Source organism: Methylobacterium tarhaniae, assembly GCF_001043955.1.
In the GTDB taxonomy this organism is placed as follows: Bacteria; Pseudomonadota; Alphaproteobacteria; order Rhizobiales; family Beijerinckiaceae; genus Methylobacterium; species Methylobacterium tarhaniae.
The window spans coordinates 89,135-100,573 of sequence record NZ_LABZ01000021.1 but is presented as its reverse complement, the minus strand read 5'-3'; the positions used below and the strand labels follow the sequence as shown (position 1 = coordinate 100,573).

Here is an 11,439-nt window from a genome sequence, read left to right as displayed (position 1 = left end):
GCGCGGGGCGCGCCCCGCGCAACAGCGGCTCCCGGTCGCGGGGATGCATCCGCCGCTCCGTCTCCGGGCCGATCGGGCGCCGGTATTCCGGCCGCGCCGGAGCGGGCGTGAGGCCGCTCCCGCAAACGGTCTGGGACTCGAACGAGCATGCCCAGAGCCGCTCCCGGGTCCCGGTCGGCAGGACAGTGCGGGCGAGGCGGGTCTTGAGCAGGGTGCGCCAGATCAGCGAGGCATTGCCGAAGCTGCGGCTCCGGGCGATCTCGGCGCGGAACGAGGCGGGGTCGATCGGTCCCGACCAGCGCAACACGCCGAAGCCCGGCAGCCGGTCGGTGCTGACGTCGACGCTGAACGCCTCGGCCGGCTCGGCGCGCAGGAAGCCGTGCAGCCCATCGACCTGGAAGGGGGAGCGGATGCGCAGGACCTGACGCGGCCGCTCCTGCGGCACGCGCCCGGCGGCGTCGACCAGCGCGCACCAGGGCGCGGCCGAGCCGTCGAGGATCGGAATCTCGGTGCCCTCGACGGTGATCGCCGCATTGTCGATGCGGGAGGCCGAAAGGCTCGCCATCAGGTGCTCGATGGTGCGCAGCTTGCGGCCTTGCCCGAGATCGAGGGCGGTGCTCATCCGGCTCGCGACCCAGCGGGCGGTGACGGCCGGGACCTCGGCGCGGGTGTCGGTGACCGGGCAGCGCACGGCGAAGCGGATGCCGTGGCCGGCGGGGGCGGGCGCGATCGTCACGCGGGCGACCCGGCCGGTATGCAGGCCCGGGCCGCGCAGCCACACGCGCCGGCCCAGCGTCGCCTCACGCGACGCACCGTCCGCCGCGTGCGCGACGCCCTCGATCCTCATCCCGTTCGCCCGACCGTTCCGCCGGCCGATGCATCGGCCGTCGTCTGCTGTTCCCCAGGGGACAGCGCGGTTGTTCCGTGAGCGCGACGGCTAGGACAGCAGTCTCTTCGACCCCGGGACTTGGGCCGCGCAGGACCCGCCTTCGAGCGCGTGCACGCTCGATTGCGAGTCTGTTCTAAGGAGACTGGCGATGACTCGACACTCGGCCGTTCGGCCTAGTTCAAGCGCGTCGAGCCGGAGGCCGGGCGGCGCGCGTCGCCCGGGAACAGGTCGGTTCGATTGTCGACGGTGGCCGTATCTCTGCGGCATGTGCGAAAGCTGCTGCTACGACCCCCTCTCCACGGAACTCGGGCCGGCCCGAGTTTCACACCCCCATGCCCAAGTCGTGTAGGCCGGACTTGGGATGGGGAAGGGTGTCGCTCGGATGCGGGGCGCGAGAGGCGAACCGCGCTGCCGGAGAGGTCGCGCGCTCGATGAAGGGCGGGTCCCTGGATCCGCGTCGCGCTGCCCCTCTCGGCGGGACGTCGTCCCGCTGCGCTCACCGCCCGCCCTCGCAATGCAGGACTGTCCGGGGAAAATCATTTTTGAAATCAAATGCGGGATCGCCTCTCCCGAGTGGGAGAGGGCAGGGGCGATCGAAGATCGCGCGAGGGTGATACGCTTCAGTGTCAATCGCTGAGCGTGGTGCTGGTGGCGGAACAGCCCGAATTTTCTGCGGAACCGTAGCGCCCTCACGCGGGATCTTCGATGCCCTCTCCCCTCTCCCACTCGGGAGAGGGGCCACTTCTTTTCTCCGGACAGCCCCGCTCGCGACGGGGAAGGATTCCGACGCGTGGGCCTGGAACCGGTCAGCCCGCCTTCAGCGCCGTCCCGACCGCCTCGAGGCTCTGCAGCTTCTTGATCGGCCCGATCGCCGCGAGGGTCGGGGCGCCGGCGATGAGGGCGCGCCCGGCCGCCCGCACGTCGTCGGGGGTGACGGCGTCGACCTTGGCGATCACCTCGGCGGCCGGGATCACCCGGCCCCAGGCGAGGAGCTGGCGCGCCGTGCGCTCGATCCGGCCGCCCGGCGTCTCCAGCGCCGAGAGGAGGGCGACCTTGAGCTGCGCCTTGGCCCGGGCGAGCTCGGCCGCATCCACCGTCTCCGCCGCCTCGCGCAGGCAGGCCAGCGTCACCTCGACGAGGCCCGGCAGGTCGCTGCCCGCGGTGCCGGCGCCGATGCCGAACAGGCCGCAATCGCTGAACGGCCAGTGGAAGGCGTGGATCTCGTAGGCGAGGCCGCGGGTCTCGCGCACCTCGTGCCAGAGCCGCGAGGTCAGCCCGCCGCCGAGCACCTGCGCGAAGAGGTGGGTGGCGTAGTAGGCGTCGTCGCGGAACGACAGTCCGGGCAGGCCGAGGACGAGGTTGGCCTGCTCGAGCTTGCGCGGCATCCGCCGCTCGCCGCCGCGATACTCGCCCGGCACCGCCTCCGGCGCGTCGCTGGCCGGCATCGATCCGAAGTGCTTCTCCGCCGCCGCCACGATCGCGTCGTGCTCGACGGCCCCGGCCGCGGCGAGCACCATCCGGCCGGGGGTGTATTCGCGGGCGAGATAGGCCTCGATCGCGGCCCGGTCGAAGCTCTTGATCGTCTCCGGGCGCCCGAGGATCGGCCGGCCGATCGGCTGGTCGGGGAAGGCGGCTTCCGTGAAGGCGTCGTAGACGACGTCGTCCGGCGTATCCTCGACGGCGGCGTATTCCTGCAGGATCACGCCCTTCTCGCGGGCGAGCTCGCCGGCCTCGAAGGCCGAGCGGGTCAGGATGTCGCCGAGCACGTCGAGGGCCACCTCGGCATCCTCGCCGAGAACCCGGGCGGTGTAGCTCGTCTGCTCGACGCTGGTGGCGGCGTTGATCTCGCCGCCGACATTCTCGATGTCCTCGGCGATCTGGCGGGCCGAGCGCGTCGCCGTGCCCTTGAACGCCATGTGCTCGATGAGGTGGCTGAGCCCGTGCTCCTCCGGCCGCTCGTTGCGCGAGCCCGCCCCGATCCAGACCCCGAGGGTTGCGGTGGCGACGCCCGGCATCGCCTCGGTGGCGACGGTGAGCCCGTTGGGCAGCCGCGTGACCTTGAGGTCCGGCGAGGCGCCGAGCGTCGCGAAGTGCTGGTTCATGCGGCGCTCCTCAGGATGCGGGCGCGCTCGCGGATCGCCCTCTCGACCGCCGCCTCGTCGTTCGGCAGCACGGTGAAGCGCTCGCGCCGCTCCAGAAGGTCGGCGAGATGCGGCGGCAGGGCCGGGCGGATTCCGGTCGCCGCCTCGACCGCGTCCGGGAACTTCGCCGCATGCGCCGTCGCCAGGGCCACCACCGGCGTCGCCGGGTCGGTCGCCAGCAGCTTGCGGGCGGCGCGCACGCCGATGGCGCTGTGCGGATCGACGATCTGGCCGGTGCCGCGATAGACGTCGCGGATCTCGGCCACGACCGCGTCCTCGGGCACCGCCGCCGCGTCGAACTCGGACCGGATCCGCGCCAGCGTCGCCGGATCGAGCGTGAACGCGCCCGATTGCTTGAGGCCCGCCATCAGCCGGTTGACGGCGGCGGAATCGCGGTCGAGCGCCTCGAAGAGCAGCCGCTCGAAATTCGACGAGACCTGGATGTCCATCGACGGCGAGGTGGTCGGCGCCACGCCCCGCACCTCGTAGGTTCCCGTCGCCAGCGTGCGGGCCAGGATGTCGTTGGCGTTGGTGGCGACCATCAGCCGTCCGACCGGCAGGCCCATCCGCTTGGCCGCCCAGCCGGCCAGGATGTCGCCGAAATTGCCGGTCGGCACCGAGAACGAGACCGGCCGGTGCGGGCTGCCCAAAGCCACCGCGCTGGTGAAGTAGTAGACCGCCTGCGCGGCGACCCGGGCCCAGTTGATCGAGTTGACGCCCGACAGCCGCACCTCGTCCGCGAAGCGCGGGTGCTGGAACAGCGCCTTCACGATCGCCTGGCAGTCGTCGAAGGTGCCCTCGACCGCGAGCGCGTGGATGTTCTCGGCATCGACCGTGGTCATCTGCCTGCGCTGCACCTCGGAGACGCGGCCATGGGGATAGAGGATGAACACGTCGACGTTGTCGAGGCCGCGGAACGCCTCGACGGCGGCGCTGCCGGTATCGCCCGAGGTGGCGCCGACGATGGTGGCGCGGCTGCCCTTGGCCTTGAGCGCGTGGTCCATCAGCCGGCCGAGCAGCTGCATCGCCACGTCCTTGAAGGCGAGGGTCGGCCCGTGATGCAGCTCGAGCAGGAAGAGGTTGTCGCCGAGCTGGGTCAGGGGGCAGACCGCCGGGTGCCGGAAGGTGGCATAGGCCTGGTCGATCATCCGGTCGAAGTCGGCCTGGGCGATCTCGCCGTCGACGAGCGGCGAGAGCACGGTCTTGGCGGCCTCCGCATAGGGCCGGCCGGCGAGACCCGCGATGGTCTGCGGCGCGATCTGCGGCCAGTCCCGCGGGATGTACAGGCCGCCGTCGCGGGCGAGCCCGGCCAGCAGCGCGTCGGTGAAGGTCAGCGGCGCGGCGCTGCCGCGGGTCGAAACATGGAGCACGGTGATCAGTCCTGAGGCTGGCGCACGCCCTACACGAAACCGGCGCGCGCGTCAGCCCGCGGGTCAGGCGCTCGCGCCCGGCGCCTTGCGCAGGCGGCAGCCGGTGATCCGCCACGCGCCGTCCGCTCCGCGCTCCAGGGTGTAGAGCGCCTCCCAGTCGGCGCCCTCCTGGTCCTGGATGCGCACGCCCTGGGCGCGGCTCCCGTCGGGGCGCTCCTCGTCGGTGCCGAACTCGAAGCGGCGGTTGCGGTACACCGCCGCGTAGCCCTGCCGGACCATGCCGATGAAGATCTCGGGGCTGTCGAAGATCGACCGGATGGCAGGCGCCGCCTCGGCATAGGCCGCAGCGGCGTCGTCGTGCCGGAAGGCCTCCTGCTGGCGCAGGATCACCGCGCGGGCCGCATCCCGGTCGCTGCCGGCGGCGAGGGCGCCGTGGCCGACGGCGAGCAGGGTCATGAGGGCGACGAGGGTGCGCATGGATGGGACCCTCCCGGAGAACAGACTTCTCCGGGTGCCGCAGCGTAGCAGGCCCGCAGGCCTGCCACAATCAGAAGTCGTCTGCACCTTGGTCTTGTGCCCTGATCGGCCCCCCGCCCCCGATCGGCGGTCAGACCCCGCTCGCCTTGCGTCCCAGCTCCACCCCCCGCAGGTTGTTGGTGGTGCCCGGCCGGCCGAACGGGATGCCGGCCACCGCCACGACGAGGTCCGGCGCCTGCGCGAACCCTTCCTGGGCGGCGACCTCGGCGGCGCGGTCGACCATCGCCTCGTAGGACTCGATCTCCGGGCCGAGCACGGAATGGGCGCCCCAGTACAGGCTCAGGCGGCGCGACACCGCGGCGTCCGAGGTCGCGGCCAGGATCGGCACGTTGGGGCGCTTGCGGGCGATGCGGGCGGCGGTGGTGCCGCTCGACGTGAACGCGACGATCGCCGCCGCCTCGATCGCGTCGGCGAGGGTCGCGGCGGCGGCGGCGACGGCGTGGGGCGGGCTGTCCTCGACCTCCGGCTCGCTCGCCCGGACGAGCGAGCGGTAGAGCCGGTGCTGCTCGGTGCGGCGGATGATCCGGTCCATCATCGAGACCGCCTCGATCGGATACCGCCCCGCCGCCGATTCGGCCGAGAGCATCACCGCGTCGGCGCCGTCATAGACGGCCGTCGCGACGTCGGAGGCCTCGGCCCGGGTGGGCGAGGGCGCCCCGACCATCGATTCGAGCATCTGGGTCGCCACGATCACCGGCTTCACCGCCCGGCGGCAGGCGCGCACCAGCTCCTTCTGCCGGCCCGGCACGTCCTCGGGCGGCAATTCGACGCCGAGATCGCCGCGGGCCACCATGATCCCGTCGGCGATGCGGATGATGTCCTCGATGTGATCGAGCGCCGAGGGCTTCTCGATCTTCGCGATCAGCCCCGCCCGGCCGGCGATGAGACCGCGCGCCTCCATCACGTCGGAGGGGGTCTGGACGAAGGACAAGGCGACCCAGTCGACCCCGAGCTCGAGCCCGAAGGCGAGGTCGCGCCGGTCCTTCTCGGTGAGCGGCGAGAGGGCCAGCACCGTGCCCGGCAGGTTGACGCCCTTGCGGTCGGAGATCGGCCCGCCCACCACCACGTCGGCGTCGATCGCCGCGTCGTCGACGCCCGTGACCCGCACCCGGACCCGGCCGTCGTCGATCAGCAGCTCCTGGCCCGGCGCCACCGCGGCGAAGATCTCGGGATGGGGCAGGGGGATCGCGTCGGTGCCGCCCTCGCGGCCCTCGCGCACGAAGCGGATCCGGTCGCCGGTGGCGAGGTCGGCCTTGCCGCCCCGCAGGGTGCCGATGCGGATCTTCGGGCCCTGCAGGTCCTGCAGGATGCCGATCGGCCGGCCGGTCTCCTTCTCGAGCGCCCGGATCGCGGCGTGGACCCTGGCGTGGTCGTCGTGGGTGCCGTGGGAGAAGTTGAGCCGGAAGGTGTCGACCCCGGCGAGGAAGAGGGCTTTCAGCCGCTCCGGCGTGTTGCTGGCCGGGCCGACGGTGGCGACGATCTTGGCATGGCGGTGGCGACGCATGGGGCGCTCCTGGCTCGTCGACTGGTTCAGGGCTTGGTGCGGCGATAGAGGTTGGTGAAGCTGACATTCATGCCGCCGCAGGCGCTGTTGTCCTCGGCGAGCAGGAAGGGCGGGAGCAGCGTCAGGCGCAGGCGGCAATCGGACGGATCGCCGGCCGCGTAGGGCAGGGTGCCCTTGTCCCCCATGGTGAAGGCGAGGTCCGCCCCCTTCGGAGCGGCCTCGCCCTCGACCTGGCCGATATTGACCGCGCCGCGGCGGACGCGGTCGGGGTCGAGGGCGCCGTAGGTGGCGTCGCCCTTGACGTCGAGGGTGCCGGCGGCCCTCCCCGGCCGGATCACCAGGGTCTGTTCCGGCGCCGTCCAGGTGCCGGTCCAGTCCTTCGCGGCCGGGGCCGGGGAGGCGGGCGCCGGGGCGACCGCGCCGTCCGGCAGCCATCCGGAGCGGACCGCGCCCGTCTTCCCGACGTAAGTGGCGCAGACGAAGCCCGGCTGCGCGCCGCCGAGGATCACGAGGTTGCCCGGCACCAGGAAGGCCTTCTCGCGGCAGGCCGGATCGGGCCCGGGGCAGCCCTTGCGCCCGGATGCGCCCATGACGAACGGCACGCGGGCCTCGCCATCCTTGATGGTGCCGAGGCGCGGCCCGGTGCCGGCGCCGAGCGCGCCGTAATCGGTGCAGTCGCCCTCGGCCGCCAGGGCCGCTCCCGGCCCGGCGAGCCAGGCCAGCACGGCCAGCCCCGCGCGGCCCCGCATACCCCCTTGCCGTCTCCTGCCGCCCCGCCGTCCTCTGTCCTGCATCCCCGCGATCCCTCGCTCGTTGCGACACCGCCGCGGAAGCTAGGGCATCTTGGACCAAAGGAGCACCCGTCGGCGCCCGATTAGCATCGGCGCCGCAACGCCACGCCCTTGACGCAGGTTATGCTGCAACGCACCCTATCGCGCAGAAACCAAGTGGTAGCGATACAGACGGGGTATCGACGGTCATGCTGTTCCAGCCGCCCGTATTCGAGACGATCTTCCGCACTCCCGTCGAGCATCGGCTGGTGATCCGCGGCTCGCGCAGCCGCGGCGCCCCGCTCGACGGCGTGCGCTGGTATCACGACGAGTTCGACGCCGCCGGCAACCTGGTCGCCCGCTACGAGACGTATGACGAGGCCGACGAGACCGGGCGGGAGAGCTGCGGCTGGCGCCGCTACGACGCCGCCGGCCGGCTCGTCGCCCGGCACGAGGTGGCGATGCGGTGGTCGGCCCTCGTTCTCCTGAAGCAGTCGCGGCGCAATGCCGAGATCGCGCTGCAGCGCGGCAACCCACATGGTCACGCACCCGGCACTCCGGCCCCGCGCTCCCGGCAGGGGCTGGCGGCCTGACATCGTCCCGGTTCGTCCTTGACGGTTCGTCTTTGACCTTGGGGCCGGCCACGGCTACGATCCATACATGACCTTCCCGGTTCACAGCGCGCCGATGCGCCGAATTATCCACCCGGCCTGATCCGTCGGGCCGGTTTTCGGCTGTCTGCATCCCGCGAGCGTCTCTCACAAAACTCCCGACCGCTGTCGTCGCTCGCTTTGGCCGCGTCAGCGCAGCGGGAGTTTCGTGAGGCGCACTGAAACCAAGGCGCCGCCGGCGCCCCTGAAGGTCGTTTCGTCATGCCCGTCACCGACGCGGTGCTGCATCTGCTGTGCGGCAAGATCTCCTCTGGAAAATCGACCCTCGCGGCCAGCCTCGCCGCGCGACCCGGCACCATCCTGGTCCGGGAGGATGCCTGGCTCGCCGGCCTCTATCCGGGCGAGCAGACCACGCTGGCCGAGTACGCTCGCAACGCCAAGCGCCTGCGCGGCGTGATGGGGCCGCACCTCGTCGCGCTGCTGCGGGCCGGCCTGTCCGTGGTGCTCGATTTCCCGGCCAATACGCCGGAGAGCCGGGCCTGGATGCGGACGGTCTTTCGCGAGGCGGAGGCGGCGCACCAGCTCCATTACCTCGAAGCCGACGATGCCCTCTGCAAGGCCCGCCTGCATCGCCGCAATGCCGCCGGCACGCATGAATTCACGGTGAGTGACGAGGCGTTCGACCTGTTCACGCGCTACTTCGTGCCGCCGGCACCGGAGGAGGGATTCACGGTCCTGCATCATCGGCAGGCCGGCACAGGCCGGGAGGAAGCCTGAGCCGCCCCTGTCACCCCGCCGTCAGCCACACCAGGTGCCCGTCCGGATCCCGCAGCAGGGCGTCCGCACCGCCGGGCCGCGGAACCGGCCCGGCCGAGACGAGCCGCCCGGCATGGGCGGCGCAGGCCGCCGCCAGGGCCTCGGCGTCCGTCATCGCGATCACCAGGCGGGTCGCCGCGATGGCGTCGGGCGCGAGGCTGGAGGCCGGCCGCGGATGGTCGCCGCGGTAGCACAGCAGCTCGACATGGGGTGGCCGGCCGTCCGGGAAGCCGAGGCCGGTCACCTCCACGGTCGGGTCGGCGACGGCGTCGAGGCGGGCCTGTTCCGGCCCGGTATTGAGCGAGCGCGACGCGACGCGCAGCCCGAGGGACTCGTAGAACGCGACGCTGCGGGCGGTCTCGGCCACCGAGATCGCCGAGTGGTCGAGGCCGAGGCAGGGATCCGTCGCGCCCGGCCGCCGCCAGGCCTCGGGCGTCGCGTCCGGCGGGAAGGCCAGCAGTTCCAGCGGATGGCCTTCGGGATCGCGGAACTTGAACGCGGTCACGCCGCCGGAGGAGGCGGGAAGCCGGACCGGACCCTCGGTGGAGATCGGGCGCCAGCCGCCCCGGGCCGACAGGCGGGCATGGGCCGACCCCATGTCGGAGACGATGATGGCGCAGTGCTGGAACAGCGGGCTGAAGCCCGGCACGTCCCCCGGATAGGGCTGCCCCGCGGGCGTCACCGCCACGAGGTCGAGGGGCTGGCCGCCGAGCCGCAGGGGCACGGTGCGCGCCTGCGCGCCCTTCAGCCCGGTCACGGCGGCGAAGTCCGCGGCCGGCGGCGCCTCGGCATCGGTGAAGCCCAGCGCCTCGCGGTAGAAGCGCGCCAGGCCCTCCGGGTCGGCGGCGGTCAGGGCGATGCGGGCGAGGCGGCGCGCCGCCACGGGGGCTGTCATGAAGTCTGTCACGGGGTCTGCACCCCGCGCCGGTCGAGGAAGATGGCATAGAGCGTGTGCGAGCCGCCGATGAACAGCCGGTTCTTGGCCGGTCCGCCGAAGGTGATGTTCGAGACCCGGTGCGGCACCAGGATCTTGCCCATCAGCTTGCCCTCCGGGCTGAGGCAATGCACCCCGTCCCCGGCGCTCGACCAGACATTGCCGTCCTCGTCGACCCGCATCCCGTCGCAATAGCCCGGCTCGATCTTATGGAAGACGTCGCCGCCGGACAGCGCGCCATCGGGCGCGACGTCGAAGACCCGGATATGCTGGCGCGGGTTCGGCTTCGACTGGTCGCCGGTCTCGGCGACGTAGAGGCGGCGCTCGTCGGGCGAGAAGGCGAGGCCGTTCGGACCGTCGAAATCGCCGGCCATCACCTGGATCTCGTTCGTCCGCGGATCGAAGCGGTAGAGCGCCGGCGGCTGCTCCGAGGCCTGCCGCCCGCCCTCGTAGTCGTTGGAAATCCCGTAGACCGGATCGCTGAACCAGATCGTCCCGTCCGACTTCACCACCACGTCGTTCGGCGAGTTCAGGCGCTTGCCGGCATGGCCGTCGACGAGCGTCGTGACCGTGCCGTCGTACTCGGTGCGATACAGGCAGCGGCCGCGATGCGAGCAGGCGATCAGCCGGCCCTCGCGGTCGCGGGTCTGGCCGTTGGCGTAGTTCGAGGGCTGGCGGTAGACGGAGAAGCCCGCCCCCTCGATCCACCGCATGGTGCGGTTGCGCGGCAGGTCCTGGAACAGCAGGCAATCGGCGTCGCCCATCCAGACCGGCCCCTCGATCCAGCGGAAGCCGGAGCCGAGCTCTTCCAGGGGCGCGTTGCCCAGGATGTAGTGCTTGAAGCGCTCGTCGTGGATCTCGAACCCGTCCATGGCGTCACCGGAACCGGCAGGCCGCCCCGGTGGTCGGGGGCTTGTCGTACTGAACGATCATCAGCACGGCGGGCTCGTTCCCGACCGTGCCGGACCGGTGGCCCTTCTTGCCGTCGACCTCGCGCACGTTCTGGTCCTCGCCGAACGAGATCTCGCCCGGCCCCATCTCGACCCGTGTCCCGTCCATCGATTCGACGAACCAGCGGCCCGAGAGCGGGACGATCCATTGCGGCTTCGGGTTCGGGTGCCAGTCCCCGGTCCAGCCGACCGGCTGCACGGTCACGAACACGGTCGCGCCGTCATGGGTCTTCTGCCCCTGCCATTGCGGCGGGGCCGGCGGCGACATCGACTTCTCCTCGAACTCGGTGAAGGCGCACCGCGTCTGGTGGCTCACCCCGTCCGCGTCGGCCCAGAGGTGCCAGTAGGGGATGTTCGGCTTCCGATCGCTCATCGGGCGGTCTCGCTGACGCTGTAGGGCTTCGACGAGGCGAAGGGGTCGGAGAGGAACGTCCCGACCGTCGCCGCCCCGGTGCCGAAGGTGACGAGCAGGAACCCGCCGGCGAGCGCGAGGTTCTTCCAGAAGTCCCAGAAAAGCTCGCGGCCCTTGCCGCCGGACCAGAAATCCCCCGGCTTCCAGAACTGCTTCCAGAGGAGTGCGGTGACGCCGCAATAGCCGGCGAGCACGAAGGCGGCGAAGCGGTCGGCGATGCCGGTGAGGATGCCGAGCGACATCACCACCTCGACGAACAGGCCGACCAGGATCAGCACGGTGGCAGGGCCGGTGGCGTGCACCGCCTGCCTGGCCTGGCCCACCGCGCCACGAAAGTTCAGGATCTTGTCGAGGGCGCTGAACGGCAGGAAGAGCATCACCAGGAGGAGCCTGACCCCGAAGGCGACCGCGATGCTGAAGGTGTCCATCGATCCGGGAACCCTGCTACCTAGCGCATCTTCCGACGAAGTGGATATTGGTTCGTCGTAGAAAATGCAGTAAAATC

At 71.7% G+C, this 11,439-nt stretch carries 12 protein-coding genes; 2 read left to right on the top strand and 10 right to left on the bottom strand.

Annotation, left to right across the window (positions count from 1 at the left end):
* The 6 genes from VQ03_RS03820 to VQ03_RS03795 form a co-directional block, all read right to left on the bottom strand.
* The coding region (locus VQ03_RS03820; protein WP_048449529.1) for a UDP-3-O-acyl-N-acetylglucosamine deacetylase at positions 1-847 on the bottom strand (847 nt) is incomplete at its 3' end.
* 848 nt (positions 848-1,695) lie between these two features.
* Complete coding sequence (locus VQ03_RS03815) at positions 1,696-2,991, bottom strand: M16 family metallopeptidase (protein ID WP_048449528.1); 1,296 nt, start codon at positions 2,989-2,991, stop codon at positions 1,696-1,698.
* Positions 2,988-4,400, bottom strand: a complete 1,413-nt coding sequence (gene thrC, locus VQ03_RS03810; RefSeq protein ID WP_048449527.1) for a threonine synthase — start codon at positions 4,398-4,400, stop codon at positions 2,988-2,990. The genes VQ03_RS03815 and thrC overlap by 4 nt, the downstream gene beginning before the upstream one ends.
* Before the next feature lie 63 nt (positions 4,401-4,463).
* Positions 4,464-4,877 carry a DUF4864 domain-containing protein gene (locus VQ03_RS03805; protein ID WP_053078387.1) on the bottom strand — a complete coding sequence of 138 codons (414 nt, stop codon included), beginning with the start codon at positions 4,875-4,877 and terminating at the stop codon, positions 4,464-4,466.
* 130 nt (positions 4,878-5,007) lie between these two features.
* The gene (gene pyk / locus VQ03_RS03800) at positions 5,008-6,441 is read right to left on the bottom strand and encodes a pyruvate kinase (RefSeq protein WP_048449526.1); all 1,434 of its coding nucleotides are present in this window, start codon (positions 6,439-6,441) and stop codon (positions 5,008-5,010) included.
* Between the two features lie 26 nt (positions 6,442-6,467).
* Entirely contained in the window at positions 6,468-7,190 is a 723-nt protein-coding gene (locus tag VQ03_RS03795) for a hypothetical protein (RefSeq protein ID WP_048449525.1), read from the bottom strand.
* A gap of 230 nt (positions 7,191-7,420) precedes the next feature.
* Between VQ03_RS03795 and VQ03_RS03790 the strand changes: the two genes are divergently transcribed.
* Positions 7,421-7,804, top strand: a complete 384-nt coding sequence (locus VQ03_RS03790) for a hypothetical protein (protein ID WP_245291947.1) — start codon at positions 7,421-7,423, stop codon at positions 7,802-7,804.
* A 279-nt stretch (positions 7,805-8,083) separates the two neighbouring features.
* Positions 8,084-8,599: a P-loop nucleotide/nucleoside kinase family protein gene (locus tag VQ03_RS03785; RefSeq protein WP_048449524.1), complete on the top strand. Its 516-nt coding sequence runs from the start codon at positions 8,084-8,086 to the stop codon at positions 8,597-8,599.
* Between the two features lie 10 nt (positions 8,600-8,609).
* Here VQ03_RS03785 and VQ03_RS03780 read toward each other — a convergent pair whose 3' ends face one another.
* The 4 genes from VQ03_RS03780 to VQ03_RS03765 are packed head-to-tail and all read right to left on the bottom strand — an operon-like array spanning position 8,610 to position 11,362.
* Positions 8,610-9,533: a VOC family protein gene (locus VQ03_RS03780; RefSeq protein WP_083467753.1), complete on the bottom strand. Its 924-nt coding sequence runs from the start codon at positions 9,531-9,533 to the stop codon at positions 8,610-8,612.
* Between the two features lie 8 nt (positions 9,534-9,541).
* A complete protein-coding gene (locus VQ03_RS03775; protein ID WP_048449523.1) occupies positions 9,542-10,444 on the bottom strand; it encodes an SMP-30/gluconolactonase/LRE family protein in 903 nt (300 codons plus the stop codon).
* A gap of 4 nt (positions 10,445-10,448) precedes the next feature.
* Entirely contained in the window at positions 10,449-10,895 is a 447-nt protein-coding gene (locus VQ03_RS03770; RefSeq protein ID WP_048449522.1) for a cupin domain-containing protein, read from the bottom strand.
* The gene (locus VQ03_RS03765; RefSeq protein WP_048449521.1) at positions 10,892-11,362 is read right to left on the bottom strand and encodes a DoxX family protein; all 471 of its coding nucleotides are present in this window, start codon (positions 11,360-11,362) and stop codon (positions 10,892-10,894) included. The genes VQ03_RS03770 and VQ03_RS03765 overlap by 4 nt, the downstream gene beginning before the upstream one ends.
* Between the last annotated feature and the right edge of the window lie 77 nt (positions 11,363-11,439).

What these genes read in the sequence shown, in the direction of transcription:
- VQ03_RS03780 (WP_083467753.1), bottom strand. Translation starts at nt 9,533, where the DNA reads ATGACAGCCCCCGTGGCGGCGCGCCGCCTCGCCCGCATCGCCCTGACC.
- VQ03_RS03775 (WP_048449523.1), bottom strand. Translation starts at nt 10,444, where the DNA reads ATGGACGGGTTCGAGATCCACGACGAGCGCTTCAAGCACTACATCCTG.
- VQ03_RS03795 (WP_048449525.1), bottom strand. Translation starts at nt 7,190, where the DNA reads ATGCGGGGCCGCGCGGGGCTGGCCGTGCTGGCCTGGCTCGCCGGGCCG.
- VQ03_RS03765 (WP_048449521.1), bottom strand. Translation starts at nt 11,362, where the DNA reads ATGGACACCTTCAGCATCGCGGTCGCCTTCGGGGTCAGGCTCCTCCTG.
- VQ03_RS03785 (WP_048449524.1), top strand. Translation starts at nt 8,084, where the DNA reads ATGCCCGTCACCGACGCGGTGCTGCATCTGCTGTGCGGCAAGATCTCC.
- VQ03_RS03770 (WP_048449522.1), bottom strand. Translation starts at nt 10,895, where the DNA reads ATGAGCGATCGGAAGCCGAACATCCCCTACTGGCACCTCTGGGCCGAC.
- VQ03_RS03790 (WP_245291947.1), top strand. Translation starts at nt 7,421, where the DNA reads ATGCTGTTCCAGCCGCCCGTATTCGAGACGATCTTCCGCACTCCCGTC.
- VQ03_RS03805 (WP_053078387.1), bottom strand. Translation starts at nt 4,877, where the DNA reads ATGCGCACCCTCGTCGCCCTCATGACCCTGCTCGCCGTCGGCCACGGC.
- VQ03_RS03815 (WP_048449528.1), bottom strand. Translation starts at nt 2,991, where the DNA reads ATGAACCAGCACTTCGCGACGCTCGGCGCCTCGCCGGACCTCAAGGTC.
- pyk (WP_048449526.1), bottom strand. Translation starts at nt 6,441, where the DNA reads ATGCGTCGCCACCGCCATGCCAAGATCGTCGCCACCGTCGGCCCGGCC.